This is a genomic window from Daejeonella sp. (assembly GCF_030695525.1).
Lineage (GTDB): Bacteria > Bacteroidota > Bacteroidia > Sphingobacteriales > Sphingobacteriaceae > Daejeonella.
Genome location: NZ_JAUYSS010000048.1, coordinates 1 through 22,124 on the forward strand (window position 1 = coordinate 1; position 22,124 = coordinate 22,124).

Here is a 22,124-nt window from a genome sequence, read left to right on the forward strand (position 1 = left end):
CCATACCTATTATGTAGCGGTAAGTGGTACAGAGAAATGTGAGAATGCAGGTGGCACACTTCAGTCAGTCACGGTTACGGTAAAACCCTTAGCGGTAGCAGCTGATATTGCGGTTAGTGCTCCAGCGGTATGTTTTGGCAGCAGTGCGGTTCTCACCCCATCATTAGCGGTAGCGAATAGTATAACGAGTCCGGTTTACACCTGGTACGCCAATGCAGATAAAACGGGTCCGATTACCACAGGCGGAGCTTTCACAGTAGCAGTTAACGGAGTATTGACCGTTACAGGTCTAGCAGCCGGAACACATACTTATTATGTAGCGGTAAGTGGTACAGAGAAATGTGAGAATGCAGGTGGTACGCTTCGGTCAGTAACGGTTACAGTAAATGCTCAACCAATTGTAGCGTCTATTACAGGTGCTTCGGGTACAACGGTCGGGTCAACTACACAGCTTTCCAGCACAACATCAGGAGGTACATGGAGCAGCAGTAACACTTCAGTAGCGACTGTAAGTACTTCCGGAATAGTCACCGGGGTGGCAACAGGCACGGCTACAATAACTTATACAGTAACGTCTTCCGGATGTTCTGCAAGTACTACAAAATCTATTACGATCACTGCGGCGCCAGCGGGTAATAACCCACCTATAGTAGCAGACATAAGCAAAAGTGGTCTTAAAGACCAACCTCTTGCTTTTGCCGCTCTAAACTTTACAGAAAAATTTACTGACACAGACAATAATCCTTTGGTCAAGATAAAGGTAGTTACTCTACCACCAAGTGGTACATTAAAACTGGATGGGGTAAATATTATTGCAGGTCAGGAAATCCCGGTAGCTGATCTTGCAAAAATTACCTTTGTCCCGGCAAGCGGTTTTACCGGCGGACCGGTCAGCTTCCAATGGAATGGTTCTGACGGGACTGATTATGCAGTAACGCCTAAAGATGTAAACATCACCATATCAGCTACTAATTCTCCTCCGGTGGCAGTGGCGGATGCTTACAGCACAGTTAAAGGAGGAACATTAACGGTTTCTGCGCCAGGTGTTTTAAACAATGATTCAGACCCGGATTCGAACCCGATCAATGCAATCAAAGTAACTGACCCAGCCAATGGAACCTTAACTTTAAATTCCAACGGTTCATTTACTTATGTCCATAATAACGGAACATCCACTTCAGATAGTTTTACCTATAAAGTTAATGATGGAATTGTTGATGGGAATTCAGTTACAGTAAGTATCACAATTAATGCCTCCAATACGCCCCCTGTTATTGTAGACATTCCTAAAACAGGTGTTATTGATCAACCGGTCACGTTCACTGCAGGCGATTTCACCAGCAAGTTTACCGATCCGAATGGAGACGCATTAAATAAAATACGGGTTGTCACTTTACCAAGTACGGGAACCTTGAGGCTCAATGGAGTAAATATCATAGCAGGACAGGAAATACCTTTGGCAGATCTTTCTAAAATTACATTTATTCCACCAGCAGGATTTTCTGGTGGTCCTATTTCGTTCCAATGGAACGGTTCAGATGGAACTGACTATGCAAGTTCTCCAAGAAATGTTAACATTACTATTGATCCAACTTCAATTTCAATTAATGTAACCGAGGTATGTATAGGTGATGTGCCATGGGTGCAGTACACTGTTTCAGCCCAGGGTTTTACACCGGCAGCAAATAGTGTGAGAATCCAGTGGAAAAAGATGGATGGTACAGTGGTCAGGGAATTGACCAATCAGGCACTTACAGGCCAGTTATTATGGCCCGGAGCAGCTGTTGATGCAAACGGTATCCCAACGGCATGGCCGGGTTGGAATTTTACAGGGGGGCAGTGGGTTCAGATTTCAGATGGTTTGCGTCCTCAAATGAGGTTACACATCAGTATAAATCCTGAAACTGAAGTTACTGTAAATTATCCTCCGGCAACTCCATTCTGTTCTGCAAATCCGAACAGACCACCGGTAGTTAGTAATATTACCAAAAGCAGTACCGGGTTTTTACCGATAACGTTTACAGTTAACGATTTTACAAGTAAGTATACCGACCCTGATAGTGATCCTTTAGTAAAGGTCAGGATCCAAACCCTGCCTCCAAATGGAGTCTTGAAATTGAATGGTGTTCCGGTTACGCTAAATCAGGAGATTCCTGTTGCTGACCTAGCCAGGCTAACATTCGAGCCTGCCCTGAATTGGAGCGGAACAACAAACTTTACCTGGAATGGTTCTGATGGTGATGTTTACGCAACAAGTCCGGCAAATGCAGCCCTTACTGTTATTGCACCTAGTGATCCGAATGCCAAGATAGGTTTGGCTAAGAACCTGGCTTCTGTTACTCCGGCTTTGAATGGTACTTACGATGTTAAGTTTGTTTTTACAGCGATAAATTTCGGTCCTAATGGTTTAGAAAATATTAGCATAAAAGATAATTTAGCTCTGGCATTTGGTGGTGCAGAAGTGATGGTTAAAACAATAACTGCCTTTGGAAATCTGAAAGCCAATAATTCTTTTAATGGTACGACGGATACAGAATTGCTGCTTCCTACCAGTCGTTTGGTAGCAGGTGAGGAAGCAAAAGTTGAATTGCTGATAAATGTGAGGTTGTTGTTAACATCCGGTGTTTTTCAAAACACGGCTACTGCCGAAGCTATCTCATCATTAACCGGCTTCAAAGTTACGGATGTTTCAACCAACGGATTGAGACCTGATCCAAATACAACCGGAGATGTGAGTCCCTCAGAGACCACACCAATAAAACTTGATGCATTTCCCACCTATGTTCCTGCCGGTTTCTCACCGAATGGAGATGGTATGAACGATAAGTTTGTTGTACAGAATGCTGATGGTAAGCATGTATCTCTTGAAATGTATAACAGATGGGGTAACCGTGTCTATAAGTCTGACGATTATAAGAATGACTGGGGAGGCGAAGTAACTGAAGGATTTTTTCTTGGCAGGGACATTCCAGATGGCACCTATTATTATATTATTATAATAGATAGAAAGGATAAATACGCGGGTTTTATTACTGTGAACAGGTAATTAAATGAGAATATTAACGGTAATGATGCGCAAAATATTTAAAGGATTAATTGTTATAGTTGTTTTGTTATTACAATTTGCTGAATTGTTTGCACAGCAAAATGCATTGTTTTCACAATACATGTTTAATACTCTTGCTTTCAATCCCGCCTATGCGGGAAGCAGGAACGTGGCAGCAGCTACAGCACTTTACAGAAATCAATGGGTGGGTATCGATGGAGCACCTCAAACCGGTACATTTACTATGGATGCTCCTTTTGCAAATGAACGTTTGGGACTGGGAATACAGTTAATGAGTGATAAGATTGGAATAACAAAAACAACCGGAATTGTGTTAAGCGGTGCTTACCGCATTCCAATAAATGAGGGTAGCCTATCATTTGGTTTACAGGGAAGTATGAATAATTATTTTGCAGGCTTTTCAAATGTCAATCTTGATCCTTCAGGGCCGGTGCCAGATATGGCATTCGCAGCAGATGTCAATAAAACCCTGTATAATTTTGGTTCGGGTGCTTACTATAGAAATAGCCGCTTTTATGCCGGTTTTTCAGTTCAGGATTTTGTTAGAAACAGACTCAATTTTAACGATATAAATCCAGGTGATATTACTGCAAGGCAATCTGCTCATGCCTACCTTGCAACAGGGTATGTTTTTCCATTGGGTTTTGATTTTGACCTTAAGACGTCTGTACTTGTTAAGGGGGTTAAAGGGGCTCCTGTTCAGGGTGATTTTAATGCTACACTCTGGATAAAGCAGGTGCTCGCAATTGGTGCTGAATATCGTACCAGTGCAGATATATCAGCAATGATGGAAATAAAGGTTAGTCCGAGAGTGAGTTTAGGCTATGCTTTTGATAAAAGCATAACAAGTTTAAGAACATATAACTCCGGTAGTCATGAGTTTATGTTGAGGTATGAGTTTTCATTTGACCGTGACAGAATTTTATCACCCAGATATTTTTAATGAAGAGGATTTAAGATATGCAGTTAAGGAAACCATTGACAATCATTTGCTTATCAGTTATGCTGCTTATTGCTATGCCATTTGCAGAAGCGCAGCAGGTTGACAATAGCCCCTTGTTAAGAAAAGCCATAATTGAATATCAGTCTTTGCGTTTTACAGATGCCATCAAAGAACTAAAAAAAGTTTTAGATAAGGATCCTGAGAATGTTTCAGCCCAGGAAATGATGGCAGGAAGTAACCGAAATATTAAGGATTACGATGAAGCGCTCTATTGGTATGGAGAGCTTTGTAAACTTAAAAATATTAAACCGGAGTGGGCTTTATATTATGCAGAAGCATTGGCTAACAAAGAAAAGTACGAGCAATCCGAGCAGTGGTATCGTAAATTTTTAAGCATGAAGCCGGGCGACCGCCGGGCAGATGCATTCTCAAAAACAAATTTCAACTCTTTCTCCAGAAATGCCGGGGAGTACAGGGTAACTTATTCAAGTATTAACACAGATGCGTCTGAATATTCACCAATGTATTACAAAGATGGATTGATCTTCGTTAGTAACCGATCTCAAAAAACGAGGTTTGTTTTTCAGTGGGATAGAACTTCCTATTCTGACCTGTACATTGTTGACAAACTGGAGGATATTACAGAGGCTGATCCCGACAGTGTGGGTAAATCAGTTGAAGATTCTAAGTCTTCCAAATATATCGCCTCCAATTCAGACTCTGAACGATCTATCTTATCTTTATTTGCTTCAAGTAAACTTGTAACTAAAGACCAGGGCTCTGAACCTTATTTGCTCAGAGGGAAAGTTAAAAGTAGCTTTCATGAAGGCCCTTCAGTTCTTTTGCCTGAGGGAAGTCTGCTGTTTACAAGGAATAATTTTGTCGGTGGAAAGGCTTCAAGAAGCAATAACGGAGTCAATAAACTAAAGCTTTATACAGCTTCAGGGCCGGGATGGAATAAAATAACTCCTTTCCCATATAACAATAATGAATATTCTACCGGGCATCCAACTATTTCACAGGACGGCAGAATATTGATCTTTGCTTCTGATATGCCCAGAGGATTTGGCGGTACAGATCTTTATTATTGTGTTCGTACCGGAGATGGAAAGAAATGGGGAAGACCAACAAATTTAGGCCCTAAGATTAACACTGAAGGCAATGAACAGTTTCCATTTCTTCATAAAGATGGTAAGCTTTATTTTTCTTCAACCGGACATCCTGGCTTAGGTGGACTTGATATTTTTGAGGTGGTGTTGAAAGATCTTAAAGCAGTTGGCAATCCTCAAAATATGGGTACTGATATTAATTCTTCTTCCGACGATTTTGGTTTCATCATGGATGAATACGCGAAGAACGGTTTTTTCAGTTCAAATAGAAGAGGGAATGATGATATCTATCAGTTTACCCGAATGGCATATACGGTGGTACTGAAGGGTAAGGTTATTGATGCAGGTACAAATGCTCCGCTTCCCGGCAGCAGGGTAATTTTGCGTAGGAACGGAGTAACAGATACACTTTTGGCAAATAGTCTGGGTGAATTCACGAGGGTTCTTTCAAAGGAAACAGATTATGAATTAAGTGGTAGCCGGATATCTTATGTAAGCCGTCAAAGCTTTCTGAGTACTACTGGTATTACTACTGATTCAACCATAAACGTTCTGGTAAAATTAAACAGGGCCGAGAACCTTCAGCAATGGGTGACCGACAATTGTGAGACATTGAAGAGTACATTCAAATTGGATAATATTTATTATGATCTTGATCAGGCAGAAATCCGTCCGGATGCGATTGCTGCACTGGATAGAATTGCACTGATTATGCAGAAAAACCCTGAAATCAGTATTATTTCTGCAAGTCATACGGATAGCAGGGCTACCGATAATTATAACAGACAACTATCATTGAGAAGGGGAGAAGCTGCCCGGTCCTATTTGATTTCAAAAGGGATAGATGGAAGACGTATTGAAGTAAGATACTACGGTAAAAGCAGGTTGGTAAATTCATGTGTGGAGGGTGCTAACTGTCCTGAAACTGAGCAGCAGATGAACAGAAGAACAGAATTTGAGGTTATTCTGAATGATGTTAATATCACCCAACTGAATTGTAAAGAATAAGGAATATTGTTATAGGAGAACAATATTTGAGTATAAATGGTGAGTCGTCATTTTCATTGGGCGAACTGAAAATTAAGATGTTATGAGAAAAGTTCTGAGTTTGATCATTCTAACTATTTTTGTTGGATTGTCATCCTGCAAAAAGGAGAATAATGCGGTTGAAGGCACTGTGAGTAATATGAGTGATCTCAAAGTCCCTGTGGGTTTTACCTGGGAGAATTCAAAGGATATTTATTTCGATATTACAATAACTGATGCGAGGTTTAATGATGCTTTGCACGTGGTATCCATATATGATGCGGATCCGGCATTAAACGGAAAGCTGCTTTCCAAAGGTTCTGCTTCTTTGAAATTACCATTTACAACAAAAGTCTATTTACCGAATACGGTGAAGGAGGTTTTTGTGGTCAAAACTGCACCTGATAATACAAGCAGTATGCAAAAGGTGGCAATTTCCGGACTTAAATTAAGTGTTCAGTTAAGTTCCACACTTAAGGCTGATCTTAATACACTTGCCGGTACGAATACCCTTGCCGGAATCGATGATAGTCCGACTTGCACTACTGGCTGTACACAAACAATCACCACATCTAATACAAATATTAATGTAAATAACGGCGATTTAATATGTATAACCGGAAGTAATATTACCGTGGGTTTTAATGGAAATGGCGGAACAATAAGAATTTGCGGCACAAATGTAACTGTACAAAATGCATCTTTAAATAATAGTGCTTTATTAATCATTACCAAAACCGGTTCGGCAACTTTCAACAATCTTAATATGAATGGCTCAAACAGCACATTTATTAATTATGGAACTGCGACTGTTAATGGGTCTTTTTCACCAGGAGGTTCTTTTACGAATGAAAACACATTCAGCACAACTGGTGATTTTAGTCTGAACTCGAATTCTAATTTTATGAATCATGGAATTATGAATGTGGGTGGAACAATGAATGTGAATACAGTTAATGTAACTTCTAATAATGGGTCAATCACAACTGCTCAAAATTTTCAGTTAAATGAAAATAGTCATTTTGTCAATAATTGTTTTTTATGGGTAAAGGCAAATTATAATCATAATAATAATTCAATTTTAAAGAACTATAGCCTGATAAAAGTAAACAACACAACTACCTTAAATGGTAGTAGCGGAGAGCTGGCTCTTTACAATGGGGCTATGCTTAGAACCACTAATTTGACCATCAATAATAAGATAAAAGGTTATGGTACGACATCATTAGTAAAAGTTTCAGCTAATACTACCATCAATAGCGGAAAGATAGAAAATGCCATTCAGTTTTGTGATCTGAATGGGATTGAAACCAATAATAATGCGCAGTTCACAGGAGGGGCCGTTCAGGCTTGCACCTTGTATATTCCGGTAACGAACTGTAATACCGAAGGAAATGGTACAGCGCCACCGGCTGATTCTGATGGTGATGGGGTAATGGATGCACTTGACGAGTATCCGAATGATCCGACTAAGGCTTATAATAATTATTATCCGTCGTCTTCGCCAAGTTCAGGAGCAACCGTGGCTTTTGAAGACCAATGGCCAGTTAAAGGGGATTACGATTTGAATGATGTGGTGGTATCTTATCGTTATAAAATTGTGACGAACGCTCAGAATAGGGTTGTTCAGGTAAATGGCGACTATACTCTTCATGCCACAGGCTCAGGTTATGAAACGGGTTTTGGTGTAGAATTTCCAACATTGCGATCAAGTGTAAGTGGAGTTAGCGGTGGAATACTTGAGGCCGGGCAAACTAAAGCGGTAATAAAAATATTTAATGATATACGGGATGAAATGCAAGAGTGGAATACTCTTCCAGGGAAGCCTGTTTCTCCACTAAAAAATTACTCGGTAAGTTTTAATGTAAGTAACGGCCCTGCACTAAATACCTTTGGTCTAGGCTCTTATAATCCATTTATTTGGAATGGCGGACTTGGAAATGGGCGAAATCATGAAATTCATCTACCCGGGAAAACGCCAACAAGTTTAGGTACTACCTCTCTTTTTGGAACCGGAGATGACAACTCAAGTGTTTCTGCAGCTAGATATTATGTCACAAGCACTGGTTTGCCATGGGCAATTGATATCCCAATTAAACCGTTTAATTACCCGGTAGAATACATGAACATTACAGGTGGTTATCTTAAGTTTCAGGCATGGGCAGAATCAGGAGGCACACAGTTTGTAGATTGGTATTCCAATACCCAATCAGGTTACCGGAATAATGGGAATCTATTCCTGCCCTAATTTACTCAGTTGAAACGCTCAGAATAAGCTCAGATTTTGGTAATCCTTATCTTCTTTGAATTATTCTTTGATAATAATCCTAACCTATGAAATTCTTTAGATCCTGGCGGTTTAAATGGGCAATTAACCAAATCTTCACAGAAGCCAACAACAGGTTCTTGTTTCACCCTGGAAGTATTGGCTTGCCCTGATTTTAAAATTCTTTCCGGAGATTTACGATGGCCCAATCATGTTAAAGCTGAAAGCCAGAAGCAATGAATTTATTACCATTGATATAGAGGGAATTTCTGAATTAATCAGGAACCTTAACAATAAACGCATCCATTTAATTAAAATGGATTGTGAAGGAGCTGAATATGAAATAATCAAAGCGCTTGATGTAGGTTTGGTTTCTGAAATTGAAATCATTCTGTTTGAGTCTACTGAGAGTGTTTATGATCTCAGTGAACTACTTGATCACCTTCGCTCGATTGGATTTAGTATTGAATTTAAAGAGAACAGCTGCAACTACATTGCCCGGAATCTGAAATTTGTCGCTTCAAAGCTGATTCCCCGACTTGCGAAATCACCTATGCGAGCGGAAAGTAGATTTCGTCAGTCGCATACTACATGGATATTAATGAAGCGACTTACGAATTTATCTTGGATGATGCCTAAGTAAAATTCGTAAGTCTGAATACTCCTACCGTTAACTAAGTTTTTCCTTTTACTTCCTTAATTTTTATAATGTTTGAAAAATAAAATATTATAAATATGCCTAACAATTATGATGGAGGTTATTATCATCTGTTCAATCGGGGTAATAACAAAGAAAAGATTTTCTTAGAAATAAGTGATTATAACTATTTTCTGAAACAATTCTATAAATATTTGGCTCCTCATATTGATGTTTTTGCATATTGTTTAATGCCTAATCACTTCCACTTTTTCATTAGAATAAACGATAGTTCCAGATTTGACATAGGGATTAAGAACTTTCTTATCTCATATTCCAAAACAATTAATAAAAAGTATGGAAGAGTTGGTTCTCTTTTTCAAGGAACATATAAGCTATCAGAAATAAAAACCAATACCTATTTTACACGAATTATAACTTATATCCACCAAAATCCCTTGGTTGCGGGATTGTCAAAATCAATGGAGGAATATCGATTCTCATCGTACAAGGCATATTTGTTAAATGAAAAAACCAGTCTAAAAAAAGAGGAGGTTTTAGAATGGTTTGGGGGAATTAACAGCTTCATTGAGGCACATAAGTTGATAATTAAAGGTGACTGACGAATTTATCTTGCATAACGCCTAAGTAAATTCGCAAGTCTGAAATCCCGACTTGCGAAATCACTAACCGAGCGGAAAGTAGATTTCGTCAGTCACATACTAATTGGGCGACTGACGAATTTATCTTGCATGACGCCTATGTAAATTCGCAAGTCAGATTCCCCGACTCGCGAAATCACCTAACCGATCTGAAAGTAGATTTCGCCTTCGCTTGTTAATTGGGCGACTGACGAATTTATCTTGCATGACGCCTATGTAAATTCGCAAGTCAGATTTCCTGTTAAACGAACCCACCTTAATCACGATCCTTTCAGGTATTTCCTGAAGAATTCAGGATAGAATTGCCAGGCATAAATAAACGTATTCCTGATACTCACATTCAGTTCTTTCTTCAGGATACTTTGACCGATGAAAAAACCGATGATATGCGCCGCCAGGGTGGCATAGGCAGCCCCGAGTACCCCAAATCTGCTGATGAAAATATAGTTTAATCCTATATTTATAGAGGTAACCACCAATACCACAAAAAATGTCAGCCGGGTTTTCCCTATGGAGTCCAGTATATTCCCAAATTGCCTGCCATAAGGAGTAAAAAGGCAGTAAAGTAGCGTAATATGAAGCAGTGGAATAGTATCCTTATAGTTTGTGCCGGCAACCAGTGTGACAACAAAATCCGAAAACAGGTAAAGAAATATAATCCCCGGAATCAGCAATGCGATCAGGGTTCCCACTGATTTCTCATACAGGTACTTAATGCCAACTTTTCCTTCGGTCACCATACGCTTTGCACTTTGAGGAAAGACAATTACTGCAACTGCATTGGTTGGTATGTCGAGCAGATTAGTGATTCTGACAGCCACATTAAAAGCACCTGCCTGAACAGGCGAAAGAATTGCCCCCAGCATCATCTGGTCAACAGTAACCGAAAGAATAGAACTTACTGAGGTTCCAAAAGCATATTTCCCGTAATTAAATAACTTTCTAATCCAGTCGGTATAGATTCTAAAAGAAATGGATAGATAGGGTCTGACCAGGAAAAAAGATATAAGTGTCCCCGTAAGGTTGGTGCCTATCTGTACATAGACCAGATCGATGAGGTTGATATTGAGATTGTAAAAATAACAAATAGCCACATAAGAAAAGAAACCCAATTGCATGATGAAAGAGCTCAGAAAAATGCTTCTGAATTTGAGGTTCGCCTGAAGAATACAGTTAAATTGGGTCAGTATACCAGAAATGACAAAGGTTATACAATAGGTATTGAAGATTTTAACCAGTTCGGGAGCTTTCCAAATTGCTGAAAGAATGCTTCCAAATCCAAGAATGAACATGATGCAAATCAGACTTAGAATTCCACTGATAGTGAATGAGGCTGCTGTAATCTTATGATGCTCACTTTTATCCTCGGCTGCAATGAACCTGATCAATGCGTTTTGAAGCAGTCCTCCTCTGACGGTCTCTATGATCGTGGTAGTTACCATGAATAGTACCCAAACCCCGTAATCATTTGGCCCCAGAATTCTAAGTAGTATATAAAAACTTCCTATACTAAAAAAAACGCCGGATAGATTCTGTAGCAGTGAAAAAAAACCTGCTCTGATCCAGTAAAGATCCTTATTGAAGATCTTCATTACCGGGATTGGGGTTTTTCAACATACAGGTAAGTATCAATATGCTTGAACAGTTCATCATCGCTTTTTGCATGGTAGATTATTGCACCTGAAAGTTTTGGGTATAGTTTCTGATAACATTTAAAATGATGTTCAGGGCCTTTTTTTGAAAGGATCAGGTTTATACCTCCAAAATAACTTGCCAGAGTTGCTGTTCCCCCATGGGTTGAAATAAAATGGCTGGCATTTGCATAAACCATCAGTTGCAGATGATTGAAGTTAGTTGCATTGGCCTTATTTTCGTTAAATAAAGTTTCCATAAGGATGACCTCCGGATGTTCCTCCTCAAGCCATTCAAATTCATGAAGGTCATAAATTACACTATCATCGACTGTAATATTTTGTGATCTCGGGCGATTATAGATGATTGTATATTGGTCTCTTAGCCTTTTAATGATTTTGTCCAGTACAGGAATACTGAGGAAGCTGACAGGAACATCATCCCATTCCATATTATAACGGTTTGCAATAATCAGGATTGGTTTATCATACACGTAAATTGTATTCTGATAGGTTTGTTTAAATGGCACCTTTTCCCATTTTTTAATATTGTAATCCTGGCTGTAGAGTATACGGGGGATTTCGAAATTGTAATTTCCTTCATTTGAGCGTTCTTCAAATGCCTCTTCATGATCCCTTGAAAAAAAGTATAACTCTTTAGAATATTTTGATGAACGTGTTTTATCCAGTGTGCCATTTTTAAAATGCCAGTAAGCGAATGGAAGGACGAACTGTAATTCAGGAGCAAATTCGCCATTGAACGAAATGGTTTTATAGTTCTTGCGGATAAAAAAATCCTTGACCAAATACCTTAGTTGGACAATCTGACAATAATAAGTATCCTTATAAAATTGCATGTACTCTCTGGAAACACCTGAATACCTGATTCTGACATAAAGACTCAAAAACTTATTTAGTACTGCCTTGGAAAGGTCAATAAAACTGTTGCTTTCTTTTCTGAGTTTTGCAATATCTGATTGGATAGCAAAACCATGGCTGGTTCTAAGAAAACGGAGGTCATAATTATACCTGAATTGGCGATAGATATCTCTGACAAATTTTATCAGGGGATTTTTGCTCAGCGTCAATGTCCCCCGAATTGTTGTACTTGGCTCTTCCTCCGGATTTATTTGTTTGAACAGGCTCTTGTATTCGTTATAGAAAAGTCCTTTGCCCCTCTGCTGGAGAAAGGCTATACACATTCGGTACTCAGAACGGTCAACACTCACCTGCTCAGTGTAAGGACCGAATTTTTCAATAAAATTTGATCTTCTCAAGTGTGGATGGTCACTGTAAAAATAGATTTTACGGTAATTTAATGACCAGGGTTTATAGTGCATTTGAGAAAAACCTTTTTCAAACGGAACGAGATGCGGGTATTTGATATAGGAATAAAAGCGGATGATATCCAGATCTTTATTTTTCTCTATGATTTCCAGTGCATCTTTAAACGGCTCCCCAAAAGTGGGTAGAGGTACGAAATCTTCCTGAACGTAGAGTGTATAGGGTAATGTAACCGCAGCTTGCCCTTTATTGATATTATTCCCCAGCCCACTATTAACTTCAGTTGTAACCAGTTTAAAATCAAAGTGGCTTTGAAGTTCTTTGATAGCATCCAAATGTTCGTCTAAACTTCCATCATCTGAAACAATAATTTCTTCAAAATTGTATTTAAGGTCTCTGCAGGTTTGCAGTAGACGCTCGAGTGAGCTGCTGCGATTATAATGGGTAATGAGTAAACTGACGTCTTTAAAAAAGTAGTCTGAAGTCATAGTATCTGCAGATCAGGAGTTTCCTTAGGATTTTTTATTATCTGGTAATCTTGAATGCAAATTATAAAAAAAACGTTTAAGTTCTTTGAAGAAGCGAATAATAAGCGCGCCAGAGATACTTCCATCAAGCCGAAGGGTTCGGATCCCTGTCCAGGTTCTGGCTTTTTTTGCTTTTACCTGTTTGATCTTTCCGTATTTCATCAGGTCAAGGCAGAGTTGCCCGTCTTCACCTCTCCGGTTAATTTTTATAAAACCAACCTTCAGGCCATACTCTTTAAGATATCCCATGCTCATTCCGTAAGCATTGAAATAGGGTCTGTTAACATGCCTGAATTCTGCAATGATATCTTTCATCAATTCGAAAATGCTCAGTTTCCAGCGCGGATACCCTGGTTCACTAATAAAGGAATACCGGCCATATACACACACCACTTCAGGCTGCGATAGAACGCTGATCATTTCATCAAGCCAGCTATCAGGATACAGACAGTCGGCATCACCCATTAAGATATACTTACCCAATGCATTTTCCTGTCCGAGTTGCCTTGCGGGTCCGCAACCCTGTACTTCTTCAAAAAATGATTTTATATGTAATTGATCGAGGGTTTTTTGTGTCTGATCAGTGGAATTATTATTAACTACAATGATTTCGAAAGGAATAGTACTTTTTAATTTTGAAAGACTTGCGATACATCTAAGGATATTTACTTCCTCATTCCATGCGGCAATTACTATACTAACTAAAGGGGATTTACTTTGAATTCTGTCAAGATCAATGTTCACAGATTCAAATACATCAGCGGGTATTTCATTAAAAGTCGCAAAAGAGTATTGAAACTGATTTAACCAATCTGGATTCTTAAAAAAATTCATTATCTACATCCATTTAATAGGGTTTATGTTGAATAGCTATCAAAAGCTGGTACCTTATCCTAAACTGAAACCAAAGAAATAACATTCTTAGGTGTAATTTCTTCATTGATTCAAAAAATCCGGCTCTTATTACCTGCAAAAACCTTACCATCTTGCATTGTAAAATTTACCTATAAAGATAATTTTATTGATAAGACCAATAACTCATTAATTTCTGAAATATTTTATTCACATATATTGTTAATCTATAAATATTTTATTCAATTAAGAGTTTTCAATCTAAAAAGTTTATTTTGTTTTTCAATTGGTCCTATAGTTCAAAGAGAAAAATATGTTATGTTGCCAAATCTTTCAGTTTATATTTTAGGTAATTACAGGCCTGGCATGGCCGATGGACTGGCCGAATTCAATTTCCAAAACGTTAATGCGCTGAAAGATAGCATTGATTTTCATTTTGTAGAATTTGATGATTCAGTAGAGATTGGCTTTTACGATTCAAGCACTATTGATCAGATCCGGATTCATCGATTTGGCTCAAAAGGATTTCTTGCCCTGAAGCTCTCCGGTGAGTTTAAGAGATGGCTAAGTGAACTGACTGTGAAAAATTCAGTTTTTCATCTCAATCATATTTATAATTTTAATAACTATTTGGTTGCCAGATTATTAGTTCATTATAAGATTCCTTACCTGATAACACCTCATGATGCTTATGTTTATTGTAAAGTTTTCAGATCGAATCGGCCTTTAGTCAAAAGGTTATATCGGGATCTTTTTGTATACTTCATCGATAAATATGTATTTGATCATGCATCTTATATTCATGCATTAACTAATCAATGTATTCCTTGTTTACGATTGCTTACTTCCCGTCCGATTATGGCGGTTGGTAATCAGGTGAAAGATATGCACCTTACTTTGGACATGAATATCATGGAAGACCGGATATGTTTTATTGGCCGGTCTGATATTTACCAGAAGGGAATTGACCGGGTTTTGGCAGGGTTCAGCCTGTTTGTTAAGTCACAAAATGTCGCTTCATCGATTAGTTTAACAATTGTTGGACCGGCTGATCCTGAATCAGATCAATTAAGACAGGAACTTTGCAGGGATCTTGAGCTTGAAATAGGCAGGCAGGTTGTGTTTGCAGGTAAAGTTCAGGAAGTAGAGCGGAACAGGATTCTTAGCATATCGAAGGTATATATTCATCTTTCAAGATTTGAAGGTTTTGGATTGAGTGTAATTCAGGCATTATCGGCATTTAAGCCTGTGATAGTTTCTAAACAGGTTCCGACTTCGGATGTTATAAGAGATTATAAGGCTGGTATTGTGGTAGATAGTCTGACAGAAATCGCAGATGCTATTGCTTTTATTTTTGCGCTTTCGGATCAGGAGTACCTGCAAATGGCCAGAAATGCAAGACGTTGTTATGAGGAACAATTTCATCCGGATGTGATCAGGCCAAAATTACTTGATCTTTATCAGAGGGCAGCTTCAGTGGCTGACACCAAGTAGTTTATGGAGTATTACAATCCCCTGTGACGCTTTATTTATTTTTTAAATTTATTAATTAACGTATCTTTATGAGATAATATCACGATGAAATTAAGGAATCCCAGTTCAAGATTTGACCTCTCCATAAAACCTACAGACAGGGTACTTGAAGTTGGTGGGGGGCACAATCCTCATCCCCGTGCGAATGTTGTTGTTGATAAATTTGTTGATTCCAATTATCACCGCAGTGGCGATATAAAAGTCTTAATCCACCAGCAATTTCTAAGTGCTGATGGTGAGGAGCTACCATTTGAAGATAAGTCCTTTGACTACGTAATATGTGCCCAGGTGCTGGAACATGTCGATGATCCAATCCGTTTTGTAAAGGAGCAGGTTAGGGTTTCTTCAATGGGCTATATGGAAACCCCTTCCATTATCGGCGAATTTTTAATCCCAAAGGAATCCCATCGCTGGATTTTGCAGGAAATTGATAATAAGATCGTAATGTACGATAAAGAGCAGATCGGATTTAGACCAATCATGGATTTTGGCTACGTGTTTCAGGAGTTTCTGCCAAAAAATTCTTTAGGGTTCAAAATCATGCAGCAAACTCATAGCGAGTTGACCATGATGAAATATGAATGGCAAGATGATCTTGAAATTCTGGTGAACCCCGACAGTTCTTATTACCGCGATTTTTTCACCAAGCCATGGGACGAAGAAGCTTGCAACAGGTTTTTATACAAGCGGACTTTAGGTAAGGAAGCTCTGTCGAGTTTTTCAGCATTTCTTGATATATGCCGCTCGGTATTTAAAAGCAAGGTGCTTCGAAGATAATGCGGCTTAGGATTTTCTGTTTTTAAGTGCATTATACATCAGTTCCGCAATCTCCTCTCCCCGTTTCTCCCAGGTGTTCTCTTTTGCAACAGTAATTCTGGCCTGTTTTAAATGAAGGTTATCTGTTTTAAGGGTATCTTCAATGGCATTGGAAAATGAAATAGAATCCCTGCAAAATGAAACCATACCATGTGTGAATTCTTCAAGATCAGGATTGAAATCAGTAGCAATGACAGGTTTTCCGGCTCCCAGATATTCAAATAATTTTAACGGGAAAATTGTCCTGCTGACTTCATCTTTTTTGAAGGGGATAATGGCTATATCGAATCCCTTAATTAATCCGGGCATATCCTGAAAAGGCAATCGCCCGATGTAATGCAAATTTGGAGTTTTAAGGAACCATTCAGGCACAAATTCTGGCATCAGCGGACCAGCAAATACAAAGCTCTTGTCAGGGTTAGCATCAATAACTTGCTTGATCAGATCATAATTAAATCGTCTTTCAATGCTTCCTGCGTATCCAATTACTGGTCTTTTTATTCTATCTAAATGATGATTTATTTTAAGGCCATCGTCCAGGGCTTTTGAACTATGCTCAATATCGGCCGCATTGGGTATGAAATAGGTGTTGGGGTTCTGTTGTTTCTTGTCGTCATAGAGCATTCTGCTTGTACAAATGACCAGATCACTTTTTAATACAAGTTCATTCTCGGAGATAATTCCGTGCTTCATATCATAGGGGATGATCATCGGATCTACACAGTGATATACACTAAGTGCCGGTTTGAGTGGATCAGCAATTCCCGGATAATGGAAGTTGAATGAATTGATATATATATAATCCCTGATCTTGTTTTTTCTGATGGCCATTTTCATCCGCTTCCGGATAAGAAATTCATTAAATCGAAGAATCGAGCGGTATATTTTTCCTTCGGGAAGGAAATTTATGCTAATTAAAGGCGGACTGATGATGATTTTTAGATTTTCATCCTTGTCTGAAATGATGCCATCTGAAAATGGAGAAAAGTATTTTTTGCGTGCCTCTATCAGTTTACTGTTCTTCTTGTTGAAATAATCTTTCCAGGTGATGGGGTAGTCTATGTAATAAACAAAATTGTTTTTGGAAAGTTCTCTTGCAATATTAAAACTTGTTGACTGATCAGGACCATCAAATTTTGTCGCACCCAGAATAAAAATGTGTTTACCTTTCAGAATCATGGTTTAACTTTTTCCCATACCCTCGTTTCAGGGTTGTACTGTTTCACGATTCTGGCGGGATTCCCAACGGCAACACAATATGCCGGAAGATCCTTGGTTACAATACTTCCTGCACCAATAATGGTATGCCGGCCGATACTGACTCCGGCGGTGATCACAGAATTTGCACCTACCCACACATTTTCTGCAATGCTGATCTTAGAAGTACTAACCTTTTGCATAGTAGGAGGGGTCTCAATATCCTCATAGCTATGATTCATTCCTGAAATGACTACATTTTGAGCCGTCATCACATGATCTTCGATCTCTACAGGTCCGATAATAACGTTTGAAACCCCAATAAATGACCTGCTACCAATCAACACATCCCCAACACCGTTATTGATTGTTGTAAAATCCTCGATAACTGAATAAGCACCCAATTCAAAGTTTTTATATGGAAACAAATCCATTTTGGTCCTCCAACGTATGATAGAGCCTTTACCCCTGGTATGTTTGAATGGGTTGAGAAACATTCTTACCCATAAACGAGGACGATATTGATTGGGTGAAATAAGTGCCCAGCGGGCAACTTTCTTCAATGAATCATTAGATCTGATCAGGGATGTGAGCGACATTTTATGGATTTTTATTTCTCAAATATAAACATTGGATATTCCCCTTTTCTACCGCAAAGTTCCGGCTCTTTTTCCTCTTTAGAATAAACCCAGTTTAAAATCTGCTTTCCATAAAGGGCTGGATGTATATAGTAACGCATGAAGGGTACACTCAGGGATCTCCAGACAGCAAGTTTAAAAGGAGGCAGATTGTCCCGGAAATAATTGTACGTATGAGCATAGAAATAAAGTCTTTTTGCAGGTTCACCCTTTCCGAGAAGCTTACCGATCAGGCCTAATAAACGATTCTTTATAAAAACAAAGCCACGAAATGGAAGCAGAAAGAGGTTCATCCAGGCTGAATGTTTATACCAGTCGTAAACTACCACCCCTTTACCTCCCTTTGCCAGTAATCTGTATAATTCCCGGATTGCAAGTGACTGCTCATCTTTGGGGATATGATAAATGGTATTCAGGGATACAAAACCATCCATTACATTATCCTTAAAAGGCATATTACACATATCGGCAAGAACATAGATTCCTTTTTCCCCTAATTTTTTTCTTGCTTCTGACAATGCCTGAAATGAAAAATCTACACATACCCTATACGTGTAATTTGCAGAATACTGCAGATAATCGGCATATTGCAATGCCCCGGAAGCGGCATCCAGCATAAAGGTTCCTGATGGATTCAGATAGCGGGAAACACGGTCATGGCATTTTTTTAAATATTCCTTAGAAACCTCCCTCAGGTCTTCGTAAATAACCGCATCCTCATAATTGCCTTCTTCATTTACAAACCAACCCTTCTGGTTATAAAAATTTTGAACTAATTGTTTGTCCTTATCTTTTTCTTCCTTAATGAATTTATCAGCGGAACGAGTCAATGCAAGCTCTTTCAATAAAATCACAATGCCATTTATGATAGGATAGATGTAGGATTGATCAGTTGCAATCAGACCCTGTTCCAATTCCTTGTTCACCAATTCGCCATCAGCTTGCCAAAGCTTTTGGCTGGCTGCATCGGCCTTGAGCATCACAATTTCTTCGTCCGTCAATAATCGAAGGTCTTGTCCGCTAAGCGGACATTTTAAGATTTCAATCCAATCCATATTCATTTCTGTCATTTTTTTTTAGACATTCAATATCTTCTGATTTTCTTCTTTCTTTTCCTTATCCAGGTTATAGGTTGCATCAATCAATGCTGCTACAAGGAAAAAATAAACATTAAGAGGGTACTGTGTAATAGCTTCCTGTGGGTAATTACCGATGGTAATAGCATACACCATCAATACCATCGCAAGGCAGTAGCTTTTGAGTTCCGGATCCTCCATTTTAAAGTAATTCGAGATACCCTTTTGCAGAATGATAAATAGCAGAGCACAGAAAATAAACAGGCCGATCCAGCCGGTTTCAACAGCTACCCTGACATAACCACTATCAGGTGGAAATGATGCCAAAAAAGAACCGGGGGAAAACTTTGCCCCCCACACTCCGGTGGAGCCAAGCCCCCCCCCAATAGGATGCGACCAGATATAAGGTTGGATCATCTTTTGATTCTGCGCCCTTACATTGAAGGATGCATCATTAGATGGTTTAAATGCCGATTGAAACCGGTATAAAACGGGATTACTTGTTGGCACGAAAATAATAAAGGCCATAAAAAGGGCTGCCCCGGTGGTAATCAGCATAATCTGCCGGTTGAAAACCAATATGGTCAGCATTACCATAGCCGCCGGTAATAAAACATAGGCACTTCGGGTCCCGGAAAAGAGCATGTTTGATATAAAAAACATTGCCAAGACCGACAAGAATATCTTTTTTCTCATTGATATCTTTCCGAACATCATACCGATACAAAGCAGACTGCTAAGGATCATGTTATAAGAGAATACTGTTGGGTCAGAGAAAATGGAGAATTTTCGCCAAACTCCATTAATAAATAGCAGATCTCTGATTAATGGGTCAGAATACAGGTAAGCCTCTTCATATCCCGCAAAACCTATAAATTGTTGTCTGTATCCATTGATTCCTGCAAAAATACTTAAGCCCAACCATAGCTTAATTATGAATCTGATAAACTTTAAATCCCGGATATGATAACTGAATATAAAATAAGTCAGCATGACAATAGCCATACTTCTTATGGTATAGAGCCAGGCCATTTTGGATTGAGCTACCGGATTTGCAACCAGTATGAAATTATAAATAATCCAAATAGATATCATCAGGCTGATCGGGCTACTTAGGAACGACCAGTCGGGATGGTATTTAAGTTGAATAAACAGTCCAATAATTAATAAGGCCAGAAGGCCATCCATCAAAGTACCCATTGGGAACTTAACCAGATTAAGCCTTAGTATTAACATGATTAAATAAGCAGCGATTAATAGGGCCGTAATCCCAAATTTGGGTTTGGATATTACAGCAAAGGCTATGATCGGGCCTATTAAAAGAATTAATATAATAGCCGCACCTTTGATTTGGGCAACATTTATGATATATGCAAACAATATAGAAATAGCAAGCAAGACGATAAAGCCCGCAGGTTTACCCAGGGTTTTTGCGAATGATGTTATGCTATTTAGTCCAGATCGTATCAATTAAATCAGGTTTTTATTAAAATTAGAGAAAAAGGATTTTTAAGAAAAAGAAAAACACAGTAATAAATGCCAGCGCCATGGAGCCATATTTACTGAAAAGAAGGAATATTTCTTTGCTTGTTTTTCTATCCTTTATGTGGTTATATCTCATATTTAAAACGTTATGATCAATATTAACTAATTATATTAAAGTCATCAAATGCTAATCTTCAGGATATTTTTTTGGAAGATGTTTAGTAGCTACTGAAATTTTGTTTGCCGACTTTATTTTAAGTAATGACAACACCTGAAGGAACATGAATTCAGGAATGTTTATTAAGGCTTTATAAATTCTCGGATCTGTATTTTTTTGGTATAATGCAATACCGAAACTGGCCAAGAAGCAAAAAAATGCCCCGAACCATGCAAAAGCTAAGATTGGATTCAGAAAGATATTGAATATCAAACAAATCAATGAGAGAATAAGGAAGATAAAAAGGGGTGGTCTGATTAATATTAATCCAAACAGGAACTGATTAAGACTGAAATTCTGAAGGCCACTTGCCAGTAGCTTAAATCCATTTGAAAAGTATTTAAACCAGGAATTTATCCATCTTGACCTTTGCTTGACCAGTTGATCTGATTCAGAGGTCTTTTCATCATAAACGATTGCTTTTTCTGCAAAGGCAATTCTTTGTCTGCGTTTTACAATGGCATATTGGAGAACTTTGTCAAATCCTGCACCCTGTATTTCCTTGTTTTCCAGACAGTCGCGAAAAAGCCCGATTGTAAATGCCATCCCCGATCCGGAAAGCGTTGCAGATGAGCCCAGACTAAATAAAACTTTTCCATCGTAAAAGTGATAGAAAAGATCTCTTGCAGCATCAAGAGCCGCTATATTGGTGTCCAGATTCTTGGCTTTTCTTTTTCCTTGTACTGCGTGAAAACCCATATTGAAATATTCATTGAGCTCAATTAAGTAATTCCTGTCGACAATATTATCACTATCAATTATGGTTAGATGAGTGTGTTCCCTTCTAAAATTTCTGATCGCATAGAAATGTGAACTGGTATTACTTGCCAGGGTTTGCTCAGGCCTGAGCAGAATCACCCGATCATCGTTGAAATGCAGATTGGATATATCGCATTTATCTGCAACAACATAGACAAGAAATTTGCTGTAATTTAATTTCAGGATTGAATTTACGGCCGCCGGAATAAGATCAGTCTGTTCATATGCAGTGACTATTACGGCATAATCAATTTCATCCTCCGGCTTAACTTCTAATGACTGTTTTTTAAGTAAGCTCGTAATTTTGTAAAAAAATAGAAAAATTAGTGGTAAAAGAAGATTATATCCTATTAATGCCTGGATTATTATCCAAAAATACAATGTGATATGATACAGCAT

The 22,124-nt window shown here is 38.5% G+C and carries 16 protein-coding genes; 8 read left to right on the forward strand and 8 right to left on the reverse strand.

The features are described 5' to 3' along the window. From Q8S11_RS11365 to Q8S11_RS11390, 6 genes are all read left to right on the forward strand, one after another. Nucleotides 1-3,046: tandem-95 repeat protein (locus Q8S11_RS11365; RefSeq protein WP_305662222.1), on the forward strand; the 3,046-nt coding region annotated here is incomplete at its 5' end. Nucleotides 3,047-3,050: 4 nt separating this feature from the next. Further along, nucleotides 3,051-4,010, forward strand: a complete 960-nt coding sequence (locus Q8S11_RS11370; RefSeq protein WP_305662223.1) for a type IX secretion system membrane protein PorP/SprF — start codon at nt 3,051-3,053, stop codon at nt 4,008-4,010. Nucleotides 4,011-4,027: 17 nt separating this feature from the next. Continuing rightward, on the forward strand, nt 4,028-6,127 hold the full coding sequence (locus Q8S11_RS11375) for an OmpA family protein (RefSeq protein ID WP_305662224.1): 2,100 nt from the start codon (nt 4,028-4,030) through the stop codon (nt 6,125-6,127). Between the two features lie 82 nt (nt 6,128-6,209). Continuing rightward, nucleotides 6,210-8,393, forward strand: coding sequence for an LruC domain-containing protein (locus Q8S11_RS11380; protein WP_305662225.1), 2,184 nt, complete (start codon nt 6,210-6,212; stop codon nt 8,391-8,393). A 229-nt stretch (nt 8,394-8,622) separates the two neighbouring features. Then, the gene (locus tag Q8S11_RS11385) at nt 8,623-9,054 is read left to right on the forward strand and encodes an FkbM family methyltransferase (protein ID WP_305662226.1); all 432 of its coding nucleotides are present in this window, start codon (nt 8,623-8,625) and stop codon (nt 9,052-9,054) included. 92 nt (nt 9,055-9,146) lie between these two features. Continuing rightward, the gene (locus Q8S11_RS11390) at nt 9,147-9,671 is read left to right on the forward strand and encodes a transposase (RefSeq protein WP_305662227.1); all 525 of its coding nucleotides are present in this window, start codon (nt 9,147-9,149) and stop codon (nt 9,669-9,671) included. 299 nt (nt 9,672-9,970) lie between these two features. Here the strand turns inward: Q8S11_RS11390 and Q8S11_RS11395 are convergent, their stop codons facing one another. Genes Q8S11_RS11395 through Q8S11_RS11405 form a run of 3 tightly spaced genes read right to left on the reverse strand, consistent with a single transcriptional unit; the run spans nt 9,971 to nt 13,986 of the window. After that, nucleotides 9,971-11,302 (reverse strand): flippase, encoded by a 1,332-nt coding sequence (locus tag Q8S11_RS11395; protein WP_305662228.1) that lies wholly within the window; start codon nt 11,300-11,302, stop codon nt 9,971-9,973. Beyond that, a complete protein-coding gene (locus Q8S11_RS11400) occupies nt 11,302-13,113 on the reverse strand; it encodes a glycosyltransferase family 2 protein (protein WP_305662229.1) in 1,812 nt (603 codons plus the stop codon). Before Q8S11_RS11400 ends, Q8S11_RS11395 begins: the two co-directional genes overlap by 1 nt. A 24-nt stretch (nt 13,114-13,137) precedes the next feature. Continuing rightward, nucleotides 13,138-13,986, reverse strand: a complete 849-nt coding sequence (locus tag Q8S11_RS11405) for a glycosyltransferase family 2 protein (RefSeq protein WP_305662230.1) — start codon at nt 13,984-13,986, stop codon at nt 13,138-13,140. A gap of 336 nt (nt 13,987-14,322) precedes the next feature. Between Q8S11_RS11405 and Q8S11_RS11410 the strand changes: the two genes are divergently transcribed. Further along, nucleotides 14,323-15,498 (forward strand): glycosyltransferase, encoded by a 1,176-nt coding sequence (locus Q8S11_RS11410; RefSeq protein WP_305662231.1) that lies wholly within the window; start codon nt 14,323-14,325, stop codon nt 15,496-15,498. 84 nt (nt 15,499-15,582) lie between these two features. Next, a complete protein-coding gene (locus Q8S11_RS11415) occupies nt 15,583-16,314 on the forward strand; it encodes a class I SAM-dependent methyltransferase (protein ID WP_305662232.1) in 732 nt (243 codons plus the stop codon). Nucleotides 16,315-16,320: 6 nt separating this feature from the next. Here the strand turns inward: Q8S11_RS11415 and Q8S11_RS11420 are convergent, their stop codons facing one another. The 5 genes from Q8S11_RS11420 to Q8S11_RS11440 form a co-directional block, all read right to left on the reverse strand. Next, nucleotides 16,321-17,532, reverse strand: a complete 1,212-nt coding sequence (locus Q8S11_RS11420) for a glycosyltransferase (protein WP_305662233.1) — start codon at nt 17,530-17,532, stop codon at nt 16,321-16,323. Continuing rightward, nucleotides 17,529-18,149 (reverse strand): DapH/DapD/GlmU-related protein, encoded by a 621-nt coding sequence (locus tag Q8S11_RS11425; RefSeq protein ID WP_305662234.1) that lies wholly within the window; start codon nt 18,147-18,149, stop codon nt 17,529-17,531. The genes Q8S11_RS11420 and Q8S11_RS11425 overlap by 4 nt, the downstream gene beginning before the upstream one ends. A gap of 11 nt (nt 18,150-18,160) precedes the next feature. After that, the gene (locus tag Q8S11_RS11430) at nt 18,161-19,243 is read right to left on the reverse strand and encodes a class I SAM-dependent methyltransferase (RefSeq protein WP_305662235.1); all 1,083 of its coding nucleotides are present in this window, start codon (nt 19,241-19,243) and stop codon (nt 18,161-18,163) included. 21 nt (nt 19,244-19,264) lie between these two features. Then, on the reverse strand, nt 19,265-20,734 hold the full coding sequence (locus tag Q8S11_RS11435) for an O-antigen ligase (protein WP_305662236.1): 1,470 nt from the start codon (nt 20,732-20,734) through the stop codon (nt 19,265-19,267). 202 nt (nt 20,735-20,936) lie between these two features. Continuing rightward, nucleotides 20,937-22,124, reverse strand: a complete 1,188-nt coding sequence (locus Q8S11_RS11440; protein ID WP_305662237.1) for a glycosyltransferase — start codon at nt 22,122-22,124, stop codon at nt 20,937-20,939.

Excerpts from the sequence above, each read along its gene's own strand:
- Q8S11_RS11410 (WP_305662231.1), top strand. The coding sequence starts at position 14,323 with ATGTTGCCAAATCTTTCAGTTTATATTTTAGGTAATTACAGGCCTGGC.
- Q8S11_RS11370 (WP_305662223.1), top strand. The coding sequence starts at position 3,051 with ATGAGAATATTAACGGTAATGATGCGCAAAATATTTAAAGGATTAATT.
- Q8S11_RS11405 (WP_305662230.1), bottom strand. The coding sequence starts at position 13,986 with ATGAATTTTTTTAAGAATCCAGATTGGTTAAATCAGTTTCAATACTCT.
- Q8S11_RS11375 (WP_305662224.1), top strand. The coding sequence starts at position 4,028 with ATGCAGTTAAGGAAACCATTGACAATCATTTGCTTATCAGTTATGCTG.
- Q8S11_RS11395 (WP_305662228.1), bottom strand. The coding sequence starts at position 11,302 with ATGAAGATCTTCAATAAGGATCTTTACTGGATCAGAGCAGGTTTTTTT.
- Q8S11_RS11415 (WP_305662232.1), top strand. The coding sequence starts at position 15,583 with ATGAAATTAAGGAATCCCAGTTCAAGATTTGACCTCTCCATAAAACCT.
- Q8S11_RS11390 (WP_305662227.1), top strand. The coding sequence starts at position 9,147 with ATGCCTAACAATTATGATGGAGGTTATTATCATCTGTTCAATCGGGGT.
- Q8S11_RS11430 (WP_305662235.1), bottom strand. The coding sequence starts at position 19,243 with ATGGATTGGATTGAAATCTTAAAATGTCCGCTTAGCGGACAAGACCTT.
- Q8S11_RS11400 (WP_305662229.1), bottom strand. The coding sequence starts at position 13,113 with ATGACTTCAGACTACTTTTTTAAAGACGTCAGTTTACTCATTACCCAT.
- Q8S11_RS11440 (WP_305662237.1), bottom strand. The coding sequence starts at position 22,124 with ATGCTGTATCATATCACATTGTATTTTTGGATAATAATCCAGGCATTA.
- Q8S11_RS11420 (WP_305662233.1), bottom strand. The coding sequence starts at position 17,532 with ATGATTCTGAAAGGTAAACACATTTTTATTCTGGGTGCGACAAAATTT.
- Q8S11_RS11385 (WP_305662226.1), top strand. The coding sequence starts at position 8,623 with ATGTTAAAGCTGAAAGCCAGAAGCAATGAATTTATTACCATTGATATA.
- Q8S11_RS11425 (WP_305662234.1), bottom strand. The coding sequence starts at position 18,149 with ATGTCGCTCACATCCCTGATCAGATCTAATGATTCATTGAAGAAAGTT.
- Q8S11_RS11380 (WP_305662225.1), top strand. The coding sequence starts at position 6,210 with ATGAGAAAAGTTCTGAGTTTGATCATTCTAACTATTTTTGTTGGATTG.